Source organism: Leclercia sp. AS011 (genome assembly GCF_037152535.1).
Lineage (GTDB): Bacteria > Pseudomonadota > Gammaproteobacteria > Enterobacterales > Enterobacteriaceae > Enterobacter.
This window is the reverse complement of the sequence record NZ_JBBCMA010000001.1, coordinates 1,712,730-1,735,278: the sequence shown is the minus strand read 5'-3', so window position 1 is coordinate 1,735,278 and position 22,549 is coordinate 1,712,730. Positions and strand designations below refer to the sequence as shown.

The window sequence follows — 22,549 nt, the reverse complement described above, 5'->3', positions numbered from 1 at the left end:
CTTCCTGCCAGACTATTCGCCCCTTTAAAAGGAGCCATCATGTTCTTGATCAATGGCATACCCCAGGAAACGCTCCCGGCGAGCGACAGGGCTGTTCAGTTTGGTGACGGCTGCTTCACCACGGCGCGTATTGCTGCGGGCCAGGTCTGTCTGCTGGATGCCCATCTGCAACGCTTGCAGAAAGCCTGTGAAAAACTGCTCATTCCCTTTGTTGAGTGGGCCGAATTAGAGCGCGAAATGATCGCGCTTGTCCGGGGAAACGAGAGTGGCGTACTGAAAGTCATTATCAGTCGGGGAAGCGGCGGCAGAGGTTACAGCGCAGCGAACTGCCTGCATCCGGTTCGACTCCTTTCGGTATCGGCGTATCCCGCCCATTATGAAGGCTGGCGTCGCGAAGGCATTGTGCTGGCCCTAAGCCCGGTACGGCTGGGACGTAACCCGCAGCTGGCAGGGATAAAACACCTTAACCGACTTGAACAGGTGCTGATCCGCACCCATCTCGAACAGACCCAGGCTAACGAGGCGCTGGTTCTTGACAGCGAAGGGGTGATTACGGAATGCTGTGCCGCGAATTTATTCTGGCGTCAGGGTAACGAGGTTTTCACTCCCCGGCTGGATCAGGCTGGCGTCATCGGCCTGATGCGCCAGTTTTGTCTTCAGCAGCTGGCACACTCCGGGTACCGCGTTGCCGAAGTGCATGCCTCTGAGGCTGCACTGGCTGAGGTGGACGAGATGGTCGTCTGCAATGCGCTGATGCCCGTCGTGCCGGTTCGCCAGTACGGTTCTCAACGTTTTTCATCGCGTGAGTTATACGCATTCTTAGCCCCTCTGTGTGAGCAAAGCAGATAGTCATGAAAAAAATGTTGCGCTTTATTCTCCTCATCCTTGTCGTGCTGGGCATTGCCGCTGGCGTGGGGATGTGGAAAGTTCGCCAGCTGGCGGGCAGTCCAATTCTGATCTCTGAAGAGACGATCTTTACCCTGAAACCGGGCACCGGGCGACTGGCGCTGGGTGACCAGCTCTATGGCGAGAAGATTATTAACCGTCCGCGGGTATTCCAGTGGTTGTTACGCGTGCAGCCTGAGCTGTCGCATTTCAAAGCCGGTACCTATCGCTTTACGCCGGGGATGACCGTCAAAGAGATGTTGCAGCTGCTTGAGAGCGGTAAAGAGGCGCAGTTCCCGCTGCGTTTCGTGGAAGGGATGCGCCTGAGCGATTACCTGAAACAGCTCCGCGACGCCCCTTATATCAAACATACGCTGCAGGACGACAGCTACGCCACCGTCGCTGAGGCCCTGAAGTTTGAACATCCTGAGTGGGTCGAAGGGTGGCTCTGGCCGGATACCTGGATGTACACTGCGGGCACTACGGATGTGGCTTTGCTGCAGCGCGCGCATAAAAAGATGGTTGAAGCGGTGGATAAAGCCTGGGAAGGGCGGATGGAGAATCTGCCGTATAAAGATCAGAACCAGTTCGTGACCATGGCCTCAATCGTCGAGAAAGAGACGGCGGTAGCCAGCGAGCGGGATCAGGTCGCCTCGGTCTTTATCAATCGTCTGCGTATCGGCATGCGTCTGCAGACCGATCCGACGGTGATTTACGGTATGGGTGAGAATTACAAGGGCAAAATTTCACGGAAAGACCTGGAAACCCCAACCGATTATAATACCTATGTCATTAGCGGCTTACCCCCGGGGCCGATTGCAACGCCGGGTCAGGCATCGTTGAATGCCGCCGCGCATCCGGCAAAAACTCCGTATCTCTATTTCGTCGCGGACGGAAAGGGTGGACATACTTTTAACACCAATCTTGCCAGTCATAATCGTTCGGTTCAGGATTATCTGAAGGCACTTAAGGAAAAAAATGCGCAGTAATTACATCGTCATTGAGGGGCTGGAAGGCGCCGGGAAAACCACCGCACGTGACGTGGTGGTCGAGACGCTCAAAGCGTGTGGCATTGAAGAGATGATCTTCACCCGCGAGCCGGGCGGCACCCAGCTTGCTGAAAAACTGCGCAGCCTGGTGCTGGACATCAAATCGGTCGGGGATGAAGTGATCACCGACAAAGCCGAAGTGATGATGTTCTACGCCGCACGCGTCCAGCTGGTCGACACCGTCATCAAACCTGCTCTGGCGCGGGGATGCTGGGTGATTGGCGATCGCCACGATCTCTCCACCCAGGCCTATCAGGGCGGTGGACGCGGCATTGACCAGCAGATGCTTGGCACGCTGCGCGATGCGATCCTCGGTGATTTCCGCCCGAACCTGACGCTCTACCTCGACGTGACCCCGGAAGTGGGACTGAAACGCGCCCGCGCCCGCGGCGAACTGGATCGTATCGAACAGGAGTCGCTGGACTTCTTTAACCGCACCCGCGCCCGCTACCTTGAGCTGGCGGCCCAGGACAGTTCGATCCGCACCATTGATGCTACCCAGCCGCTGGAACAGGTGATGAACGACATTCGCCAGACGGTGACTGACTGGCTGAAGGAACAACAGGCATGAAATGGTATCCATGGTTGCGCCCGCACTTTGAGCAGCTGGTGAACAGCTATCAGTCCGGTCGGGGGCATCATGCGTTACTGATCCAGGCGCTGCCGGGCATGGGCGATGAGGCGCTGATCTACGCCATCAGCCGTTTTCTGATGTGCCAGCAGCCGCAGGGACATAAAAGCTGCGGTCAGTGCCGCAGCTGTCAGCTGATGCAGGCGGAAACGCACCCGGACTATTACGCGCTGGAGCCGGAGAAGGGCAAAACCGCGCTCGGCATCGACGCGGTGCGCGCGGTAAGTGAAAAGCTCTACGAGCGCGCGCGACTGGGTGGGGCCAAAGTCGTCTGGCTGAAGGATGCCGCCCAGCTTACCGAGGCCGCGGCCAACGCTCTGTTAAAAACCCTCGAAGAACCGCCGGAAAATACCTGGTTCCTGATGGCCTGCCGTGAACCTGGACGGCTGCTGGCGACCCTGCGCAGCCGGTGTCGTCTGCATCATCTCAGCGTGCCGCAGGAGGCGTGGGCCGTCAGCTGGCTGGCGCGGGAAGTGACAACGTCACAAGAGGCGGCGCTGAGCGCGCTGCGTCTGAGCGGCGGGGCACCTGCCGCGGCGCTGGCCCTGCTACAGCCCAACATCCAGACGCAACGGGAACAACTTTGTCAGGCGCTCGGTGCGGTGTCGGACAGCAGCGACTGGCTGAGCCTGCTTCCGGTCCTGAACCATGAGCAAGCCCCCGATCGCCTGCACTGGCTGGCAGCTCTGCTGCTGGACGCCCTTAAAATTCAGCAGGGGGCGACCCTGTTAAGCAACGCCGATGCCTGGCCGCTGGTTAATCGTCTGGCGCAACGCCTGCCGGGTGTGGCATTGCGGGCTATCCTTCATGATGTCTGCCAGTGTCGTGAACAACTACTCAGCGTAACGGGATTGAATCGGGAGCTTGTCCTGACCGACCTGTTACTCACTATCGAGCATTACCTGCAACCGGGCACGACGCTGCCTGTATCACATCTCTGAGAGAGACATTATGTTTTTAGTCGACTCACACTGCCATCTCGATGGCCTGGATTATCAATCCCTGCATAAAAACGTCGATGACGTGCTGGCAAAAGCCGCCGCCCGCGATGTGAAATTTTGCCTGGCGGTCGCCACGACCTTACCCGGCTACAAAACCATGCGTGAGCTGGTAGGCGTACGCGACAACGTGGTCTTCTCCTGCGGCGTGCATCCACTCAACCAGGATGAAGCCTACGACGTCGAAGATTTACGCCGTCTGGCGGCGGAAGAGGGCGTGGTGGCAATGGGCGAAACCGGGCTGGATTACTTTTACACCCCGGAAACTAAAGCCCGCCAGCAGGCGTCTTTCCGCGACCATATCCGTATTGGTCGGGAGCTGAATAAACCGGTGATCGTCCATACCCGTGACGCGCGCGCCGATACGCTGGCGATCCTGGCAGAAGAAAAGGTGACGGATTGCGGCGGCGTACTACACTGTTTCACTGAAGACAGAGAAACAGCGGGCAAGCTGCTGGATTTGGGTTTTTATATCTCGTTTTCCGGGATCGTGACGTTCCGTAACGCCGAGCAGCTTCGTGATGCCGCGCGCTACGTGCCGCTCGATCGTCTGCTGGTGGAAACAGATTCCCCTTATCTGGCACCGGTCCCGCATCGCGGTAAAGAGAACCAGCCCGCGATGGTACGGGATGTGGCCGAGTATATGGCCGTTTTAAAAGGCGTCGACGTTGAAGAACTGGCACGCATCACCACCGATAACTTTGCCAGCCTGTTTCACATCGATCCTTCCCGCCTGCAATCTGCCTGATTAATCTATTTTTTTATGGCTCGTAATTAATAGCCAAAACGAGTAAAGTTCACCGCCCAAGTGGGGGCGGTGAAGACCTTTTTAGAAACATCTGGCAATCTGTTTTGTAAAAATCTGAAAGTTTTTCAGCTGCCCTGCGCTGAAACGTGATAGCCGTCAAACAAAGATACGCGGATTTATTTTACTCTGTGTAATAAATAAAGGGCGCTTAGATGTCCTGTCCACGGCACGGTTCTCCCCCCGGGCCAATGCGTGAAAACGTAAAAAAAGCACAAATACTCAGGAGCACTCTCAATTATGTTTAAGAATGCATTTGCTAACCTGCAGAAGGTCGGTAAATCGCTGATGCTGCCGGTATCCGTACTGCCTATCGCAGGTATCCTGCTGGGCGTCGGTTCTGCAAACTTCAGCTGGCTGCCAGCCGTAGTTTCTCATGTGATGGCCGAAGCAGGCGGTTCTGTTTTTGCTAACATGCCACTGATCTTCGCCATCGGCGTTGCGCTTGGCTTCACCAATAACGACGGCGTATCTGCACTGGCCGCTGTAGTTGCCTACGGCATCATGGTTAAAACCATGGCTGTGGTTGCACCTCTGGTGCTGCACTTACCACCGGAAGAGATCGCTGCGAAACACCTGGCTGACACCGGGGTTCTGGGCGGTATCATCTCGGGTGCTATTGCGGCGTATATGTTTAACCGCTTCTATCGCATCAAGCTCCCTGAGTACCTGGGCTTCTTTGCAGGTAAGCGTTTCGTTCCAATCATCTCTGGCCTGGCGGCGATCTTCACCGGTGTGATCCTCTCCTTCATCTGGCCACCGATTGGTTCCGCTATCCAGACCTTCTCCCAGTGGGCTGCGTACCAGAACCCGGTTGTGGCGTTCGGTATCTACGGCTTCATTGAACGTTGCCTGGTGCCGTTCGGTCTGCACCACATCTGGAACGTTCCTTTCCAGATGCAGATCGGTGAATACACCAACGCAGCAGGTCAGGTCTTCCACGGCGACATCCCTCGCTACATGGCAGGCGACCCAACTGCAGGCAAACTGTCTGGCGGCTTCCTGTTCAAAATGTACGGTCTGCCGGCTGCTGCGATTGCAATCTGGCACTCTGCTAAACCAGAGAACCGTGCAAAAGTGGGCGGTATCATGATCTCCGCAGCGCTGACCTCGTTCCTGACCGGTATCACCGAGCCGATCGAGTTCTCCTTCATGTTCGTTGCGCCGATCCTGTACATTATCCACGCGGTTCTGGCAGGTCTGGCGTTCCCAATCTGTATCCTGCTGGGTATGCGTGACGGTACCTCCTTCTCGCACGGTCTGATCGACTTTATCGTTCTGTCCGGTAACAGCAGCAAACTGTGGCTGTTCCCAATCGTAGGTGCGTGCTACGCGGTTGCGTACTACACCATCTTCCGCGTGCTGATCAAAGCACTGGACCTGAAAACTCCGGGTCGTGAAGATGCTACTGACGACGTTAAAGCTGGCGCAACCAGCGAAATGGCTCCGGCACTGGTTGCAGCGTTCGGCGGTAAAGAGAACATCACTAACCTGGACGCGTGTATCACTCGTCTGCGTGTGAGCGTTGCTGATATCGCGAAAGTTGACCAGCCGGGTCTGAAAAAACTGGGCGCAGCTGGCGTAGTTGTTGCAGGTTCCGGTGTACAGGCTATCTTCGGTACCAAATCCGATAACCTGAAAACCGAAATGGATGAGTACATCCGCAGCAACTAAGTTGTGACCTGGGGAGACTAAGGCAGCCGAATGGCTGCCTTTTTTATTGCCTGTGGTTGAGGAAATGCCCGGTGGCGCTACGCTTACCGGGCCTGCAAAACCGGGATTGGGTAAGGCGCAGCCGCCACCCGGCAAACCGCGCGCACAAAAAAGGGAGCCATCAGGCTCCCTTGAATAACGGTTGATTGATCAGAACTGATAGCTTGCGGTCACACTGACGTTGCGCGGTTCGCCGTACACGATTTCGCCTTCCACGTTAGTGTCGTACGTCTTATCAAACAGGTTATTCAGATTACCCTGCAGGGAGAAGTTCTTGGTGACCTGGTAACGGGTGAAGAGATCCACCAGCGCGTAGCTGCCCTGCGATGCACGCCAGGTGCCGTAAGGCGTGTCCTGATAGGTATAGACGCTGTTCTGCCAGTTAACGCCGCCACCGACGGTCAGTTCAGGCATGGCCGGCAGACGGTAGCTGGTGAAAAGTTTCACGGTGGTGCGCGGCAGCTGCGGGTTCACCGCTTTGCCGTTGTTGTCTTCGGCAACGTAACGCGTTGCGCCGAAGGTCATCTGCCAGTTATCCGTCAGCGCGCCGTTGATTTCAAATTCAACGCCTTTACTCACGGTACCATCTACGCTCTCGTAAGCCGTATCCGTGGAGCCCTGAATCGTCCGTCCGGTACTTTGTCCCAGATTATCCTGCTCGATGCGGAACACGGAGAGGGTGGTGGTCAGACGGCTGTTCATCCAGTCGGACTTCAGCCCCGCTTCGTAGTTATTACCGGTGATCGGGTCAAGATATTTGCCCGAGCTGTCGCGATAGTTCTGCGGCTGGAAGATAGAGGTATAGCTGGCGTAGGCAGACCAGTTGTCATTGATATCGTAGACCAGACCCGCGTAAGGCGTAGTGTGGTTTTTCTCTAATCCGTAGGTCAGGGTATCAACACGCCAGTTAGTGTAGCGTGCGCCCAGGATCAGATGCAGCGGATCGGCCAGCGAGATACGGGTTGCCGCGTACAGCGACTTCATGTCGGTGGTGTCATCCTGGGCCAGCGACTGCGATCCCCAGTTGGTTTCCGGGAAGTTACCGTTATAGTCGTAGAAACTGCCGAACTCATCCGGGAAGACGTTGGCCCAGGAGTTGGTGTAACGGTTGGTCTGACGGCTGTAGCTGCCGCCAATCATCATGGTGTGCTGACGACCCAGCAGCTCGTAGCCCCCGTCAGCAAACAGATCCACCGCATCCACTTTACGCTTGCCGCTGTTCCAGCCGGTACCGCCAATGTAGGCGTAGTCCGGACCGTAGTTCACGTAAGGCCCTTCCAGCATGCCGGTGCTCTTGTTGACATAGGCATCGAGGTACATCGCTTTGCTGTCGAATTTCGCTTCGGTATGGGTCGCATTCAGCGTGGCCTGCCAGTTGTCGGCAAAGCGCTGCTTCAGGGTAAAGAAGACCTTATTGAACTCTTTGTCGTTGTAAGCCCAGTCCGGCGAGGTGCTGTGCGCGCGATCGTAATGTCTGACGCTGCCGTCGGTGTTCCAGCGCGGCAATCCACCCCACGTCTGGTTGTTAATGTCGATACGCTGGTATTCGTAGCCTGCGGACAGGGAAGTGCTGGTACCCAGGTCGGCGTCCAGAATCCCGGAGAAGAAGGTCCGCTTCTGATTGTAGTTGTCGAGCCAGGAGTCGCTGTCCTGATAACCCGCCACAATGCGGCCACGCAGATTGCCGTCTTCCGTCAGCGGGCTTTGCATATCCATCACGTAGCGTTGTTTGTTCCAGCTACCGTATTCAGCCGACAGGTTGGCCTTGAACTCGCGGCTGGTGGCATGCTTGCGCACCATATTGATTGCTGCGGACGGGTTGCCTGTCCCGGTCATCAGGCCGTTGGCCCCGCGCACCACTTCAACCCGCTCAAACAGGGCGGTGTCCGACTGAGAATCACCCAGATTCCAGCGCGACTCGAAGTAGGTTGGGATGCCATCGACCATGTAGTTGTCGATTTCAAAACCGCGAGAGTAGAAGTTGCTGCGATCGGAGTCAGTGGTGCTTTTGCTGATCCCCATCGTGTTGTCCATCACGTCGCCCAGGGTTTGCAGCTGTTGGTCTTCCATGCGTTGTTCGCCGACGATCGTCACTGACTGTGGAATGTCACGCTGGATCATCTGCATTTTGGTGCCCACAGTCGTGGTTTTTACGCTGTAGTCATGGCTTTCATCCGCGGCGTCGGCCTGCGATGAGCCCTCAACAATAACCGTCTCTTCCGCCGGGGCGGCGAAAGTCGCGACGGGTGTCAACGCGAAAGCAATACAGGCTGCGAGCAGCGAGGGGTTAGTGACAGGCTGGCGTTGCCCGTCCCTGGTATAATTCGTGAAAGACATCAGCAAACCTTCTGAGTGAAGTGTGAATGTTATGCCTCAGTTCTGTAGCTACAGTCTGAGGTCGTTTTCTATGTATGAAATGCGCATGTAAATGCAAATGCGAAATATACGCATTGTGATTAAACCTGTAAACAGAGGTTTCAGCCGTATCTGAAATTATGTTTTAAGATTTCAGGGGAGGGCGCGCTAAACCGCTGCGTATAAATTGCGCTATAAGGAAAGAAATCGAGGGATAAGGTTGAAAGGATTAGAGAAAGTCGCTCATACTCTTGAGTCGTGTCACAAACTAATGCGCCTGCACCGAGTGGGTTGTCTCCGGGCACGTCGCCAGATTAATGAATAAGGAAAACCTCATGGCTGAAGAAACCATTTTCAGTAAAATTATCCGCCGCGAGATCCCGGCAGATATCGTTTATCAGGATGAACTGGTTACCGCTTTCCGCGACATCTCTCCGCAGGCGCCGACCCACATCCTCATTATTCCTAATATTCTGATTCCGACGGTAAATGACGTGAAAACTGAGCATGAACTGGCATTAGGCCGTATGCTGACAGTAGCAGCGAAAATTGCTGAGCAGGAAGGCGTGGCCGAAGACGGTTACCGTTTGATCATGAACTGTAACCGCCACGGTGGTCAGGAAGTTTATCATATTCATATGCATCTGCTTGGCGGTCGTCCGCTGGGGCCGATGCTTGCGCATAAAGGTCTTTAAGATGCCCGGTGGACGGATTGCGATGCTTTTGATGATGGTGGTGCTGGCGGGATGCAAATCTCAGCCTTCAATCCCCGTTAATGATGAGCAAACATTAGTGATGGAGTCATCCGTGCTGGCGGCGGGCATTACCGCTGAAAAACCGTCGCTGACCATTAGCGAGATCCAGCCGTCTGCCTCTTCAACGCTGTTTAATGAAAGACAAGAGTCCGTTACCGTCCATTACCGTTTTTTCTGGTATGACGCCAGAGGCCTGGAAATGCACCCGCTTGAGGCGCCACGCAGCGTGACTATCCCGGCGAATTCGTCGGTCACGCTCTACGGCAGCGCCAACTATCTGGGTGCGCATAAGGTCAGACTTTATCTCTATCTCTAAGGGGTGATCCTTGATTAAAAATTTTAGTCGTTACGCGCTGGTCACGGCTTTTGCCCTGTTCCTCTCGGGATGTATTAGCCGTACCGAGCAGCCACCTGCACCGGTTGAAGAGGTGAAGCCAGGCGCACAACAGCCGGTCCAGCCAACACAGCCCGTTCCTACCGTGCCAACCGTGCCGTCAGTACCGGCACAGCCAGGCCCGATCGAGCATCAGGAAGAGACCGCTCAGCCTGCGCCTCGTGAACGTCATTACGACTGGAACGGCGCGATGCAGCCAATGGTCGCCAAAATGTTGCAGGCTCAGGGCGTCAACGCAGGCAGCGTGCTGCTGGTGGACAGCGTCAATAACCGCACCAACGGCAGCCTGAACGCCGGAGAAGCCACCGAAACGCTGCGCAATGCGCTGGCGAACAACGGCAAATTTACCCTGGTGTCCGCGCAGCAGCTGGCGGTAGCCAAGCAGCAGTTGGGCCTCTCCCCACAGGACAGCCTGGGCTCGCGCAGTAAAGCTATCGGCATTGCCCGCAACGTAGGGGCGCAGTATGTGCTCTACTCCAGCGCGACCGGCAACGTCAACGCGCCAGCGCTGCAAATGCAGCTGATGCTGGTTCAGACAGGTGAAATTATCTGGTCAGGTAAAGGTGCAGTTCAGCAACAGTAACCTGACGCGCGACACACTGCTGTCGCGCTTTTTCCCGCAGTATCGCCTTATCGCGCCGCAGACCCACGCCGGGTTGAGCGGCGCGAGTTGCATTATTGAGCACGCCGGGCGGCGACTGGTGCTGCGCCAGTGTCACGCCGCGCTGGCCACCCCAGCCCATTTTCGTCGTCAGTACCATGCGCTACGCCATCTTCCCGCCGACATCGCCCCCCAGCCGCATTTTTACAGTCCCGGCTGGATAGCGGTCGATTATCTCACCGGTGAGATCAAAACCGGATTACCCGCCGCACCCGCGCTGGCCGCGATGCTGTATCATCTGCACCAACAGCCCAGATTTGGCTGGCGCATCACCCTGGCCCCGCTGCTGGAGCAGTACTGGCTGCAGGCCGCGCCGTCCCGTCGCACGCCGCTGTGGCTGCAATGGCATAAGCGGCTGCAAAAACGGGGGGAGCCGCGCCCGCTGCGGCTGGCGCCGCTGCATATGGATGTTCATGCAGGTAATATCGTTCATACCGCGGCTGGCGTCCGGCTGCTGGACTGGGAGTACGCCGGAGACGGCGACGTTGCGCTGGAGCTGGCCAGCGTCTGGACAGAGAGCGACGCCCAGCGTCAGCAGCTGCTCGCTGCCTACGCGCAGGCCGCACAGCTTGAGCTGTCCCGTCTGCAACGTCAGGTACAATGCTGGCGCCCCTGGGTGCTGATGCTAATGGCAGGCTGGTTTGAGCTGCGCTGGCAACAGTCACAAGACAAACAATTTATTACGCTGGCCGATGAGATCTGGTGCCAGTTAGAAGAGACAGAATAAGAGAGGTTCGTGTGGGTCCGGTCATGTTAGATGTGGAAGGTTATGAGCTGGATGCGGAGGAGCGCGAGATTCTGGCGCATCCGCTGGTGGGTGGCCTGATCCTGTTTACGCGCAATTATCACGATCCGGCGCAGCTACGGGAGCTGGTGCGCCAGATCCGCGAGGCGTCACATCACCGTCTGGTGGTGGCGGTGGATCAGGAAGGCGGTCGTGTGCAGCGTTTTCGCGACGGCTTTACCCGTCTCCCCGCTGCCCAGTCGTTTGCGGCGCTCCTCGGTCTGGAAGAGGGCGGCCAACTGGCGCAGGAGGCCGGCTGGCTGATGGCCAGCGAGATGATCGCCATGGACATTGATATCAGCTTCGCCCCGGTACTGGACGTGGGCCATATCAGCGCCGCCATCGGCGAGCGCGCGTACCACGACGATCCGCAGAAAGCGTTACAGGTGGCGACCCGCTTTATCGACGGGATGCACGACGCCGGAATGAAAACCACCGGCAAACATTTCCCGGGTCATGGTGCCGTGACGGCGGACTCCCATAAAGAGACCCCGCGCGACCCGCGTCCTCAGGCGGAGATCCGCACCCGGGATATGTCGATTTTCAAATCGCTCATCACCGACAACAAGCTCGATGCCATCATGCCCGCGCATGTGATCTACTCCGATGTCGATCCGCGTCCGGCCAGCGGCTCGCCGCACTGGCTGAAAACCGTCCTGCGTCAGGAGCTGGGCTTCAACGGCGTGATTTTCTCGGACGATCTGTCGATGGAAGGGGCGGCGATCATGGGCAGCTACGCGGAACGCGGCCAGGCCTCACTGGATGCGGGTTGCGATATGATCCTGGTCTGCAATAATCGTAAAGGCGCAGTGAGCGTGTTAGATAACCTGTCGCCGATCAAGGCTGAACGTGTTACACAATTGTATCATAAAGGTTCTTTTAGCCGTCAGGAGCTGCGGGATACAGCACGCTGGAAAACCGTGAATGCGCAGCTAGACGCGCTTCATGAGCGCTGGGAAGCGCATAAAGCGGGGCAGTAACCCCTCCTGGCAAGCGTAGTGTGGCGAGGATACGATGATCATCTATTTGCACGGTTTTGATTCGAACAGTCCCGGTAATCACGAGAAAGTACTGCAGCTGCAGTTTATCGACCCGGATGTGCGGCTGATTAGCTACAGCACGCGTCATCCCAAGCATGATATGCAGCATCTGCTGAAGGAAGTGGACAAAATGTTGCAGCTGAACGTCGATGAACGACCATTGATCTGTGGCGTCGGCCTCGGCGGATACTGGGCGGAGCGTATTGGCTTCCTGTGTGATATTCGCCAGGTGGTGTTCAACCCTAACCTGTTTCCGAACGAGAATATGGAAGGCAAGATCGACCGGCCGGAAGAGTACGTTGATATCGCCACCAAGTGCGTGAGCAATTTCCGCGAGAAGAACCGCGATCGCTGCCTGGTGATCCTCTCCCGCAACGATGAGGCGCTTAACAGCCCGCGCGCCGCGGAACTGCTGCACCACTACTACGAAATCGTCTGGGATGAAGAGCAGACGCATAAGTTCAAGAATATCGCCCCTCATCTGCAACGCATCAAAGCGTTCAAGACTTTAGGTTAATTCCTGATTTCACGCTGAGCCCGGCCACATGACGTGAGCCGGGCTCTCTTTTTGCTAAGCTTGTGTAAATTTTCAGCGGCAAAACTTGATGCATATCAATTTTGGTATGACCAATGCACCGAACATGTTATTCTCATGTCCGTTGAATGGTTTCAGTGCTGTAACTTGTTGTTAACTAAAGGTTATTTTAATAACTTTTAGTTAACAATTGGTTAATAATTTAGGGGGTCACGTTGACTACGCCATTGAAAAAGATAGTGATTGTGGGTGGTGGTGCTGGCGGTCTGGAACTGGCTACACAGCTGGGAAAGAAGCTCGGACGCGGTAAAAAAGCCAAAGTTACGCTCGTCGATCGCAATCACAGCCACCTGTGGAAACCGCTGCTGCACGAAGTGGCAACTGGTTCTCTGGATGAGGGCGTTGACGCGCTGAGCTATCTGGCACATGCGCGCAACCACGGTTTCCAGTTCCAGCTGGGCTCGGTAATGGATATCAACCGTGAAAGCAAAACCATTACTCTGGCCGAGCTGCGCGACGAGAAGGGCGAACTGCTGGTGCCGGAGCGCAAGCTGGCCTATGACACGCTGGTAATGGCGCTGGGCAGCACCTCTAACGACTTCAATACTCCGGGCGTCAAAGAGCACTGCATCTTCCTCGACAACCCGCACCAGGCGCGTCGTTTCCATCAGGAGATGCTGAACCTGTTCCTGAAATACTCCAATAACCTCGGCGCAAGTGGCAAGGTGAACATCGCCATCGTCGGTGGCGGCGCGACCGGCGTTGAGCTCTCTGCTGAGCTGCACAATGCGGTGAAACAGCTGCACAGCTACGGCTACAAAGGGTTAACCAACGAGGCGCTGAACGTGACGCTGGTGGAAGCGGGCGAACGTATTCTGCCTGCGCTGCCGCCGCGTATCTCCGGCGCAGCCCACAGCGAGCTGACCAAACTGGGCGTGCGCGTTCTGACCCAGACTATGGTGACCAGCGCCGATGCACATGGCCTGAACACCAAAGATGGTGAACACATTGATGCCGACCTGATGGTCTGGGCGGCAGGGATTAAAGCGCCTGATTTCATGAAAGAGATCGGCGGCCTGGAAACCAACCGTATTAACCAGCTGGTGGTGGAGCCGACGCTGCAAACCACCCGCGATCCGGACATCTACGCCATTGGCGACTGCGCCTCCTGCGCGCGTCCGGAAGGCGGATTTGTGCCACCGCGTGCTCAGGCCGCGCACCAGATGGCCAGCCTGGCGCTGTATAACATCCTGGCGCAGGCTAAAGGCAAGGCCCTGAAGAACTATGTCTACAAAGATCACGGTTCTCTGGTGTCGCTCTCTAACTTCTCCACCGTCGGCAGCCTGATGGGTAACCTGATGCGCGGCTCGATGATGGTAGAAGGGCGTATTGCGCGCTTCGTCTACATCTCCCTGTACCGTATGCACCAGGTTGCGCTGCACGGTTACTTTAAAACCGGGCTGATGATGGTGGTGGGCAGTATCAACCGCGTCATCCGACCGCGTCTGAAACTGCACTAAACCCTCCGCCCCTGCGCACTCTGCGGAGGGGCTTTTTTAGCATATCGCACTGCTAAAAACGGCTCAGCGGCCTAAGAGTCCTCCTAATCACGCTATTTTCCCGGTTCTTCCCACATTTTTGCTCCCTTTTCTGATTTGCGAACATCTCGCTTTGGTAGGAGAATTGTTACCAATAGCAATAAAAAGGAGGTTGTCCCATGAATAAATCCATGGTGGCAGGTATAGGGATTGGCGTAGCTGCCGCATTAGGCGTGGCGGCAGTTGCCAGTCTCAATGTCTTTGAACGTGGCCCACAGTATGCGCAGGTCGTTTCGGCGACACCGATTAAAGAGACGGTAAAAACGCCGCGTCAGGAGTGTCGTAACGTGACCGTTACGCACCGTCGTCCGGTGCAGGATGAAAACCGTATTGCCGGTTCGGTGCTGGGTGCGGTGGCCGGCGGTGTGATTGGCCATCAGTTTGGTGGCGGACGCGGTAAAGATGTTGCCACGGTCGTGGGCGCGCTGGGTGGCGGCTATGCCGGTAACCAGGCGCAAGGTGCCCTGCAGGAGCGCGATACCTACACCTCGACGCAGCAGCGTTGTAAGACGGTGTATGACAAATCAGAAAAAATGCTCGGCTACGATGTGACCTACAAAATTGGCGATCAGCAGGGCAAAATCCGCATGGATAAAGATCCCGGCACACAAATTCCGCTGAACAGTGATGGTCAGCTGGTACTTAATAACAAAGCATAAAAAAATCTGTTCTCTGCGTTTAGCTCCCCATTCGCTCAGGCTGGGGAGCTTTTTTTATCCATAAAAAAGACCTTAGCGCCCGCAGCCTGGCCGTCGGGAATAAGGTCTTTTTTAGAGATGAAGCTGGGTATCGGTGGTTACAGGTCAAATTCGTCATTCTGGCGCAGCAACATAAATCCTGTAATCAGTAATGAAAGAAAAGCAAATAAAACTGACCCACCACATAAGACCCAGAGACCAAATAATAATGTTATTACCATTAACACTTTGAAAAAGGGTAATAGCAAAATCATTCTTTGTTCTCCTTATGAATGTGAATAGCCAGAACAGCTCCGTTAAAAATCACGTACCTAATCATTAGCACGGCAATAATTACCCCTTAAGGATAGCAAGCGGCAGAATGGCGGTGATAGTTTTTGGCTATCTTTGTAAAAGGTTTGGCTGATGATGGAGTGGAACAGGTGAGAGCAGGGCGGCAGGCCGCCCTGGTAATCAGGCTTTCAGAAGTTCAGGCCACAGGCGCAAAGTGATTTGCGTGATAGTTTGCAGTTTTTCCAGGCTGGCACCTTCCCGGGCGCTGATCGACATCCCCTGCAGAATGCAGCTCAGATACTGGGCCAGTTTGTGCGGATCGCACTGAGCGGGGATCTCACCGCGCTGCTGGCGCTGCTCTAAAAACCGGCACAGCGTCTCCTCCTGCATCGCATGGCGAGACTTAACCGTGTGGGCAATCTCTTCCGATGAGGCCGCCAGCGTCGCTGAGGTATTAATCATAAAACAGCCCGCGGGGGTATCTTTGCTGGTAAAGCAGGTCGCCACCGCGGTGAAGTAGTCTTTCAATGCCTCTTCAACACGCTTCTCTTCGCAGAACAGCTGCGCTTCATGGCGGGCGGCGAAACGGCTGATATAGCGATCCAGCACCGCGCGGAACAGCCCCTCTTTATTGGTAAATTCTGCATACAGCGTAGGCGCTTTGGCTCCCGTCGCTGCGACCAGGTCGGCCAGCGATGTTGCTTCATACCCGTGCTGCCAGAACAGCGTCATGGCCTTATCCAGCGCCGCTTCCCTGTCGAACACTTTTGGTCGGCCACGGCTTTTTTTCGCGCAACTCGTATGATCGGTTGTCATGAGCCGTTGTACCTCAGTTGGTTTGTTGAATGACCATTATAAAAATAATCCCTTCTTGCAGCCAGCGCTGAATTCATAAAATTAATTTCATTATATCAATATGAATTTAAACGCTTTTAATTTTATTTTAACGATCGTTATAAAAAGAATTTGACCGTGATGCAGATCACATTTATCATTTAGTTATCGATCGTTAAGTTAATGCTTACGACCTCCCCATCACTTGCATAAGGTTCATAACATGAAAAACGTAAAAACACTGATCGCCGCTGCCGTACTAAGCTCACTGTCATTCGCCAGCTTCGCCGCTGTACAGGTTCAGTCTACCCCTGCGGATCAACAAAAAGTGGGGACCATCTCCGCGAACGCCGGGACTAACCTGGGCTCTCTGGAAAACCAGTTAGCGCAAAAAGCGGATGAAATGGGTGCGAAATCTTTCCGTATCACCTCCGTTACCGGCCCGAACAACCTGCACGGTACTGCGGTGATCTACAAATAAGCCTGGCTTAACCCTCATTAATGCCACTGCTAAAAAAACGCCCTGCATATGCAGGGCGTTTTTTTATAGCGCCTGAGTTTCCGAATGTCGGGTGACATCCACCGGCATCCCCGAGCGGGCTTCCATTGCACGCTCCATCACCGTTTCGTCTGACTGGGCTTTGAAGCCCTGCAGGGCGGCATTCAGGACAATCGGCAGGGTCTGCGGATCGTCATTCAGCTGCTTCGACAGAGGCTGATGCACCTCCACCAGCCGCACGCCGCCGGGCTCCTCTGACACCTTGATCGGCGTGTTCATGATATTCACTTTGGTGCCGGGCTGAATGACGCGGAACAGCGTCTCGATGTCATTATCCCGCAGGCGAATACAGCCGGAGCTGACGCGCATGCCTATCCCGAAATCGGCGTTGGTACCGTGCAGCAGATAGACCCCGCCGTAGGCCGCAAGGCGGATCGCATGGTGACCCATTGGGTTTTCCGGTCCGGCAGGCACCACCGCGGGCAGATCGATACCCTGGGCTTTATAGCGGGCGCGGATATTGGCGGTCGGCGTCCAGGTGGGGTTGGCGCGTTTGTCCGACACGGTAGTGACCATGGTTGGCGTCAGGGTATCGCCTCCCAGTTGCCCAATACCGATCGGATAGACCGTAACCTCATTTTTCCCCGGCGGGTAATAGTAGAGACGTAGTTCGGCCAGGTTAATCACAATCCCTTCCCGCGGTGCATCCGGGAGCAGGGTTTGCAGCGGGATTGTCAGCACGCTACCCGCGCGGGGAACATAGGGATCCACGCCGGGGTTTGCCTGCAGCAGCGCCAGAAAGCCAACGTTATATTTTTTGGCAATCGCTTCCAGCGAGCCGCCGTCATTTTCAACAACATGAAAACGGTTCTCGCCCACGAGACCGCTGCCCGCAGGGGGCAGGGGCCAGGTATTGGCCTGTGCGGGCAGGGCCAGCGCCAGGGTCGAAAGCAGCGCAACTACCGATATCCAACGGGTAAAACGCGAAGTCGTCATCATCACCAGAATCCATAGCAATAAGATTATTAATATTTGTAAGTTAATTGATAATTATGGCGAATAGACGTGTCGGGAAATCCAGGCGGATTGCAAAGAGTTGTAAATTGCGCGGGGGATAAGGCCGGGCGAAAGCAAGGTCGCCCGGCAGTCGGTCAGGCGACGGCGTTCTCTTCCAGCTGTCGCATAAAGTTACGTACCCATTCCATGCGGGTTTTGCGTTCCGCCAGGTCCTGGGTGAATTTCAGACGCGTCGGGCCGTCCAGGCGGTAGTGCTGAGGCTGTTTCTGCAGCAGGCCAATCAGCCACATCGGATCGACATGGTTCTTCTCGGCAAACTCAATCATGCCGCCTTTGTCATTCCCCTCCAGCTTGCGGATCCCCAGCTTCTGCGCCTGCTGGCGTAAGCGGGCGATATCCAGCAGGTTGCGCGCCGCATCCGGCAGTAAACCAAAGCGGTCAATCAGCTCCACTTTGATTTCATCCAGGCTGGCTTCGTCTTTGGCGCTGGCAATGCGTTTGTAGAACGACAGACGGGTATTCACGTCCGGGATAAAGTCATCCGGCAGCAGGGCCGGCATCCGCAGCTCCACCTCCGTTTGCTGGCTGGTGAGATCTTCCAGCGACGGCTCGCGCCCTGCCTTCAGGGCATCGACGGCATTTTCCAGCAGCTCCATATACAGCTGGAACCCGATGGTCTCCATTGAGCCGCTCTGATCTTCACCCAGCAGCTCGCCCGCGCCGCGGATCTCGAGGTCGTGCGTCGCCAGCGCAAAGCCCGCTCCCAGATCTTCCAGCGAGGCGATGGCTTCGAGGCGTTTTTGCGCATCGGTAGTCATCGCTTTCGGGTGCGGGGTCATCAGCCAGGCATAGGCCTGATGGTGCGAACGTCCGACGCGGCCGCGCAGCTGGTGGAGCTGGGCCAGACCGAAGTGATCCGCCCGCTCAATGATGATGGTATTGGCGGTAGGAATGTCGATCCCGGTTTCGATGATGGTGGTGCAGACCAGTACGTTAAAGCGCTGGTGGTGGAAATCATTCATCACCCGTTCCAGCTCGCGCTCGCGCATTTGACCATGGCCAATAGCGATCCGCCCCTCCGGCACCAGCTCCGCCAGCCGGTCGGCCGCTTTCTGAATATTCTCCACGTCGTTGTAGAGGTAATAGACCTGGCCGCCGCGCAGGACTTCACGCAGGATCGCCTCGCGCACCACCAGGTTATCGTATTCCCGGACAAAGGTTTTCACTGCCAGACGACGTGCCGGTGGGGTGGCGATAATCGACAGATCGCGCATGCCGCTCATCGCCATGTTCAATGTGCGCGGGATCGGCGTGGCGGTGAGGGTCAGGATATCGACATCGGCGCGCATCGCTTTGATCCGCTCTTTATGACGCACGCCAAAGCGGTGCTCTTCGTCGACAATCAACAGCCCCAGGTCTTTCCACTTCACGTCGCTCTGTAACAGCTTATGGGTGCCGATCAGAATATCGATTTTGCCCTCGCTGGCCTGCTCCAGGATCTGCGCCTGCTCTTTGGCGCTGCGAAAACGCGACAGCATCTCAATGCGTACCGGCCAGTTGGCAAAGCGGTCGCGGAAGTTATCGTAATGCTGCTGGGCCAGCAAGGTCGTTGGCACCAGCACCGCCACCTGCTTGTTGTTCTCGATCGCGAGGAAGGTGGCGCGCATGGCCACTTCGGTTTTGCCGAAGCCCACGTCGCCGCACACCAGCCGGTCCATCGCCAGCGGCTGGCACATGTCGCTGAGCACGGCATTGATCGCCTGGGCCTGGTCCGGGGTAGTTTCAAACGGGAAGCTGTCGCAGAATAGCTGGTACTGCTCTTTATCGTGTTTAAAGGCGTAGCCGGACTTGGCCGCGCGCTGGGCGTAAATATCCAGCAGCTCCGCCGCCACGTCGCGCACTTTTTCTGCCGCTTTCTGCCGCGCCCGCGCCCAGGCGTCGCCGCCGAGCTTATGCAGCGGCGCATTCTCTTCGGCACCGCCCGCATAGCGGCTGATCAGGTGCAGGGAGGAGACCGGCACATAGAGTTTGGCGTCGTTGGCATACATCAGCATCAGATACTCGCCCTTGATGCCGCCAGCCTCGAGGGTGGTCATCCCTGCGTAACGGCCCACGCCATGTTCGAGATGGACAATCGGCTGGCCGGGATGCAGCTCCGCCAGGTTGCGGATCAGCGTGTCCGGGTTAATGGTGCGGCGGCTGTCCTGACGACGGCGCGCCACGCGCTCACCCAGCAGATCGCTTTCGCAGATCAGCGCCAGATTATTGAGCTTATCAATAAAGCCATGTTCGGCCGCGCCGATCATCAGATAGCGTCCGGTGCCGCTGGCCTCGTCCAGACGCAGGATCCGTTTCGGCGCCACTTTGATGCGGCTGAGCAGCTCGCCCAGCGCCTCACGTCGGCCTTCGCTCTCGACCGAGAAGATCACCGGCCCGGTAAAGGCCTCAAGGAATTTACGCAGGTTATCCAGCGGGGATTTATTCTGCGCCTGCACGGCAAGATCCGGCAGCGGTTGATACGCCAGATTGGTATTGGCGGCTTTGTCCGGCAGGCTGTCGGTTTTGAGCTGCATGCGCGGCCAGCGTTTCAGCTCGCTGAACAGCTCGTCGGTGCGCAGCCACAGCAGCTCAGGCTCCAGCAGCGGGCGCATGGGATCCACGCCGCGGTTCTCAAAGCGCGCGCGGGTTTCGCTCTCAAAGCGGTTGGCGCTGGCCTCCAGATCGCCGGTGTTCAGCACCAGGGTATTGGCCGGGAAATAGCTGAACAGGGCGGGCAGCGGTTCGCTGAAGAACAGCGGCTGCCAGTATTCGATGCCCGTTGGCAGCGTGCCTTTACTTACCTGCTGATAGATATGCTCGGCATCGCGCTTGACCTCAAACTTATCCCGCCACTGGCTGCGGAACAGCTCGATGGCGGTTTTGTCGGTCGGGAACTCGTGCGCCGGCAGCAGGTTGATGGCCTCCACTTCCTCCAGCGTGCGCTGGGTATCGGTGTCAAACAGGCGCAGGCTGTCAATTTCGTCATCGAAGAAATCCAGGCGATACGGCAGCGCGCTGCCCATCGGGAAGAGGTCGAGCAGGGCCCCGCGCGTGGCGTACTCCCCGTGCTCCATGACCTGATCTACATGGCGATAGCCTGCGCTATCAAGCTGGACGCGCAGGGCATCCCGCGACAGGCGCTGCCCCTTTTTCATCACCAGCGCATGCCCGTGCAGATAGCTGTGCGGGCAGACGCGCTGCATCAGGGTATTCACCGGCACAATCAGCACGCCGCGCTGCATGGTGGGCAACTGATAGAGCGTGGAGAGGCGCGAGGAGATAATCTCCTGGTGCGGGGAGAAGCTGTCGTAAGGCAGGGTCTCCCAGTCGGCAAGACTGGTGACCAGCTGATCGGTAAACTGGCGGATCTCATCATGCAGGCGCAGGGCGTTTTGCATATCCGGGGCGACCAGCACCACCGGTCCCTGATGGCGCTCTGCAATTTCCGCAACCAGCGTGGCGCAGGCTGCCCCGGTCAGTTCACCCAACTGGCGTTGGTCGCCCGCTTTGCCGGGCAGGGAAAAACGATATTGTTCTGGCATGGCTTTGTCAGGATCTCTTCGTGGGCATATCACTGATACACAATGTCTTTATTATCCTTGATCGTTTTACATTAGCAAACCGTAACCGCACACAGCGTGAATAGGCCCCCGCAGGGGCGCTAGCGCGTGGCCTGAACCGGCGTCAGACGGGCAGGCGGGGTAAAGAAGAAATCCCCGGTCAGCGCAGTGGAGAGCTAACGCGCCGCCAGTCCCACCAGGGTGCAGACCAGCAGGCTGGCAAAGGGATACAATAGCACCAGCGTCAGCTCCGCCCATACCGGCCAGGTTCCGCTGTTCAGCTGGTGGATCATAAACAGGCTGACCCCTTCGATCAGGATGCGGTGGGTGGTGTAGATGGCAATGGTATTCGAGCCCACCACGTTGAGCAGGTTGTCAGGACCAACGGTGAAACGCTGCTCAAGGCGGTAGAACAGGGCCATAATCAGCAGGATCGACAGCAGCGACAGCGGCAGGGGAACGCCCACGAACCACAGCACGACGGAGACCACCCCGAACGCCGCCACCGCCAGCGCGTCGCGGCGCCACACCCGGGCCTGCATCCACGCCATCAGCTGCACCCCGTACCAGGCCCCAAGGCTGTAGTAGATCATATTGCGCACCACGCTGTTCATCCCCCACCACGGCAGCGGCAGGAAGTTGATTGCGATGCTGACCAGCGCCAGCAGCCCAATGAGCGGCAGCTTCCAGCGGCTCAGCAGCTTGCAGAGGGTGAAATAGACCACCAGGGCGTAGAGATACCACAGGCTGGTGCTGGCGGTGAGCATCCCGGTGATAAAGCCGCTCAGCGAGTCGGCATAGGCGGCGTTCGAGGCGGTATTCAGTTCCCGCTCTGGTGCCAGCCACGCATTGAGATGGGTCAGCGCCTGCCACTGCAACACGCCCCATAGCGCCAGCACCCAGATAATGCTCCAGAGCCGTTTGTCGACGCAGGTTTTCCAGTCCACCTCGTCAATGTAGCGCCGGACCAGATACCCCGAAATAAAGAAGAACACCGGCATGCGGAAGGGGGCGAGATAAAGATTGAACGTCACCCAGCATTTGGCGAGCAGCACCGAAAGCGGGGAGTGCAGCGCCTCGAGGTGGGGATAAAAGGTGATCACCGAGTGGTAAATCACCACCAGGCAGATGCACAGCCCTTTTATCTGGTTAATCCATAGTGCTTTTTGTTTCATCGCTTACCGGGTCCTGTTGTTATCGTCATCGAAAGGGGTAAGTGTGTTGAGCGGTTGACGGGATGTAACGGGTAAGAGTCTGTAAGCGGACGATTTTCAGAAAAACTGCAAAGGGCGCGGTGAGGGAGGGAAGGGCCAGGCGGCGGTTACTGCATTGATTTAACCTGATTTTTCGGATAATTGATTAGCAACGCTTCGGGTATCAGTCATTTACCCTTAGCGGATTCGCTTATATACTCGTGGGTCTGCTA

Annotated in this window: 19 protein-coding genes and 1 pseudogene; 15 read left to right on the top strand and 5 right to left on the bottom strand. The window is 56.6% G+C overall.

Annotation, left to right across the window (positions count from 1 at the left end; translation table 11 throughout):
- Positions 1-39 precede the first annotated feature (39 nt).
- The 6 genes from pabC to ptsG all read left to right on the top strand — a co-directional run bounded on the left by pabC (position 40) and on the right by ptsG (position 6,042).
- Positions 40-849, top strand: coding sequence for an aminodeoxychorismate lyase (pabC, locus tag WFO70_RS08240; RefSeq protein WP_337015580.1), 810 nt, complete (start codon positions 40-42; stop codon positions 847-849).
- 2 nt (positions 850-851) lie between these two features.
- Positions 852-1,874, top strand: coding sequence for a cell division protein YceG (yceG, locus tag WFO70_RS08235; protein ID WP_337015579.1), 1,023 nt, complete (start codon positions 852-854; stop codon positions 1,872-1,874).
- The gene (gene tmk / locus WFO70_RS08230) at positions 1,864-2,505 is read left to right on the top strand and encodes a dTMP kinase (protein WP_337015578.1); all 642 of its coding nucleotides are present in this window, start codon (positions 1,864-1,866) and stop codon (positions 2,503-2,505) included. The genes yceG and tmk overlap by 11 nt, the downstream gene beginning before the upstream one ends.
- Positions 2,502-3,506: a DNA polymerase III subunit delta' gene (gene holB, locus WFO70_RS08225; RefSeq protein ID WP_337015576.1), complete on the top strand. Its 1,005-nt coding sequence runs from the start codon at positions 2,502-2,504 to the stop codon at positions 3,504-3,506. The genes tmk and holB overlap by 4 nt, the downstream gene beginning before the upstream one ends.
- A 10-nt stretch (positions 3,507-3,516) precedes the next feature.
- Positions 3,517-4,311 carry a metal-dependent hydrolase gene (locus tag WFO70_RS08220; RefSeq protein ID WP_337015575.1) on the top strand — a complete coding sequence of 265 codons (795 nt, stop codon included), beginning with the start codon at positions 3,517-3,519 and terminating at the stop codon, positions 4,309-4,311.
- Positions 4,312-4,608: 297 nt separating this feature from the next.
- Positions 4,609-6,042 (top strand): PTS glucose transporter subunit IIBC, encoded by a 1,434-nt coding sequence (gene ptsG / locus WFO70_RS08215; RefSeq protein ID WP_142489087.1) that lies wholly within the window; start codon positions 4,609-4,611, stop codon positions 6,040-6,042.
- A gap of 189 nt (positions 6,043-6,231) precedes the next feature.
- On the opposite strand, the gene fhuE is transcribed toward ptsG, so the two are convergent.
- A complete protein-coding gene (fhuE, locus tag WFO70_RS08210; RefSeq protein WP_337015574.1) occupies positions 6,232-8,418 on the bottom strand; it encodes a ferric-rhodotorulic acid/ferric-coprogen receptor FhuE in 2,187 nt (728 codons plus the stop codon).
- Between the two features lie 353 nt (positions 8,419-8,771).
- Here fhuE and hinT point away from each other — a divergent pair, with 353 nt between their 5' ends.
- The 8 genes from hinT to WFO70_RS08170 all read left to right on the top strand — a co-directional run bounded on the left by hinT (position 8,772) and on the right by WFO70_RS08170 (position 14,862).
- A complete protein-coding gene (gene hinT, locus WFO70_RS08205; RefSeq protein ID WP_146145498.1) occupies positions 8,772-9,131 on the top strand; it encodes a purine nucleoside phosphoramidase in 360 nt (119 codons plus the stop codon).
- A 1-nt stretch (position 9,132) separates the two neighbouring features.
- A complete protein-coding gene (locus tag WFO70_RS08200) occupies positions 9,133-9,507 on the top strand; it encodes a YcfL family protein (RefSeq protein WP_337015573.1) in 375 nt (124 codons plus the stop codon).
- 10 nt (positions 9,508-9,517) lie between these two features.
- On the top strand, positions 9,518-10,168 hold the full coding sequence (lpoB, locus tag WFO70_RS08195; RefSeq protein WP_337015572.1) for a penicillin-binding protein activator LpoB: 651 nt from the start codon (positions 9,518-9,520) through the stop codon (positions 10,166-10,168).
- A complete protein-coding gene (gene thiK, locus WFO70_RS08190; protein ID WP_337016646.1) occupies positions 10,149-10,973 on the top strand; it encodes a thiamine kinase in 825 nt (274 codons plus the stop codon). The genes lpoB and thiK overlap by 20 nt, the downstream gene beginning before the upstream one ends.
- Positions 10,974-10,984: 11 nt before the next feature.
- Entirely contained in the window at positions 10,985-12,010 is a 1,026-nt protein-coding gene (gene nagZ, locus WFO70_RS08185) for a beta-N-acetylhexosaminidase (protein ID WP_337015571.1), read from the top strand.
- Between the two features lie 34 nt (positions 12,011-12,044).
- Positions 12,045-12,587 (top strand): alpha/beta hydrolase YcfP, encoded by a 543-nt coding sequence (gene ycfP / locus WFO70_RS08180; RefSeq protein ID WP_103179108.1) that lies wholly within the window; start codon positions 12,045-12,047, stop codon positions 12,585-12,587.
- A 233-nt stretch (positions 12,588-12,820) separates the two neighbouring features.
- Positions 12,821-14,125 carry an NAD(P)/FAD-dependent oxidoreductase gene (locus WFO70_RS08175; RefSeq protein ID WP_337015570.1) on the top strand — a complete coding sequence of 435 codons (1,305 nt, stop codon included), beginning with the start codon at positions 12,821-12,823 and terminating at the stop codon, positions 14,123-14,125.
- A 197-nt stretch (positions 14,126-14,322) separates the two neighbouring features.
- Positions 14,323-14,862 (top strand): glycine zipper 2TM domain-containing protein, encoded by a 540-nt coding sequence (locus tag WFO70_RS08170; protein ID WP_106992753.1) that lies wholly within the window; start codon positions 14,323-14,325, stop codon positions 14,860-14,862.
- A gap of 492 nt (positions 14,863-15,354) precedes the next feature.
- Here the strand turns inward: WFO70_RS08170 and WFO70_RS08165 are convergent, their stop codons facing one another.
- Positions 15,355-15,990 (bottom strand): TetR/AcrR family transcriptional regulator, encoded by a 636-nt coding sequence (locus tag WFO70_RS08165; protein WP_337015569.1) that lies wholly within the window; start codon positions 15,988-15,990, stop codon positions 15,355-15,357.
- A gap of 241 nt (positions 15,991-16,231) precedes the next feature.
- On the opposite strand from WFO70_RS08165, the gene bhsA reads away from it, so the two are divergent.
- Positions 16,232-16,489 (top strand): multiple stress resistance protein BhsA, encoded by a 258-nt coding sequence (gene bhsA, locus WFO70_RS08160; RefSeq protein ID WP_337015568.1) that lies wholly within the window; start codon positions 16,232-16,234, stop codon positions 16,487-16,489.
- 63 nt (positions 16,490-16,552) lie between these two features.
- Here bhsA and ldtC read toward each other — a convergent pair whose 3' ends face one another.
- From ldtC to WFO70_RS08145, 3 genes and pseudogenes are all read right to left on the bottom strand, one after another.
- Positions 16,553-17,506: a L,D-transpeptidase LdtC gene (gene ldtC / locus WFO70_RS08155; protein WP_337015567.1), complete on the bottom strand. Its 954-nt coding sequence runs from the start codon at positions 17,504-17,506 to the stop codon at positions 16,553-16,555.
- Between the two features lie 152 nt (positions 17,507-17,658).
- Positions 17,659-21,105: a transcription-repair coupling factor gene (gene mfd, locus WFO70_RS08150; protein ID WP_337015566.1), complete on the bottom strand. Its 3,447-nt coding sequence runs from the start codon at positions 21,103-21,105 to the stop codon at positions 17,659-17,661.
- Positions 21,106-21,224: 119 nt separating this feature from the next.
- A pseudogene (locus tag WFO70_RS08145) lies at positions 21,225-22,298 on the bottom strand (acyltransferase family protein).
- Positions 22,299-22,549 lie beyond the last annotated feature (251 nt).

Excerpts from the sequence above, each read along its gene's own strand:
- pabC (WP_337015580.1), top strand. The coding sequence starts at position 40 with ATGTTCTTGATCAATGGCATACCCCAGGAAACGCTCCCGGCGAGCGAC.
- yceG (WP_337015579.1), top strand. The coding sequence starts at position 852 with ATGAAAAAAATGTTGCGCTTTATTCTCCTCATCCTTGTCGTGCTGGGC.
- tmk (WP_337015578.1), top strand. The coding sequence starts at position 1,864 with ATGCGCAGTAATTACATCGTCATTGAGGGGCTGGAAGGCGCCGGGAAA.
- holB (WP_337015576.1), top strand. The coding sequence starts at position 2,502 with ATGAAATGGTATCCATGGTTGCGCCCGCACTTTGAGCAGCTGGTGAAC.
- WFO70_RS08220 (WP_337015575.1), top strand. The coding sequence starts at position 3,517 with ATGTTTTTAGTCGACTCACACTGCCATCTCGATGGCCTGGATTATCAA.
- ptsG (WP_142489087.1), top strand. The coding sequence starts at position 4,609 with ATGTTTAAGAATGCATTTGCTAACCTGCAGAAGGTCGGTAAATCGCTG.
- fhuE (WP_337015574.1), bottom strand. The coding sequence starts at position 8,418 with ATGTCTTTCACGAATTATACCAGGGACGGGCAACGCCAGCCTGTCACT.
- hinT (WP_146145498.1), top strand. The coding sequence starts at position 8,772 with ATGGCTGAAGAAACCATTTTCAGTAAAATTATCCGCCGCGAGATCCCG.
- WFO70_RS08200 (WP_337015573.1), top strand. The coding sequence starts at position 9,133 with ATGCCCGGTGGACGGATTGCGATGCTTTTGATGATGGTGGTGCTGGCG.
- ycfP (WP_103179108.1), top strand. The coding sequence starts at position 12,045 with ATGATCATCTATTTGCACGGTTTTGATTCGAACAGTCCCGGTAATCAC.
- WFO70_RS08170 (WP_106992753.1), top strand. The coding sequence starts at position 14,323 with ATGAATAAATCCATGGTGGCAGGTATAGGGATTGGCGTAGCTGCCGCA.
- WFO70_RS08165 (WP_337015569.1), bottom strand. The coding sequence starts at position 15,990 with ATGACAACCGATCATACGAGTTGCGCGAAAAAAAGCCGTGGCCGACCA.
- bhsA (WP_337015568.1), top strand. The coding sequence starts at position 16,232 with ATGAAAAACGTAAAAACACTGATCGCCGCTGCCGTACTAAGCTCACTG.
- ldtC (WP_337015567.1), bottom strand. The coding sequence starts at position 17,506 with ATGATGACGACTTCGCGTTTTACCCGTTGGATATCGGTAGTTGCGCTG.
- mfd (WP_337015566.1), bottom strand. The coding sequence starts at position 21,105 with ATGCCAGAACAATATCGTTTTTCCCTGCCCGGCAAAGCGGGCGACCAA.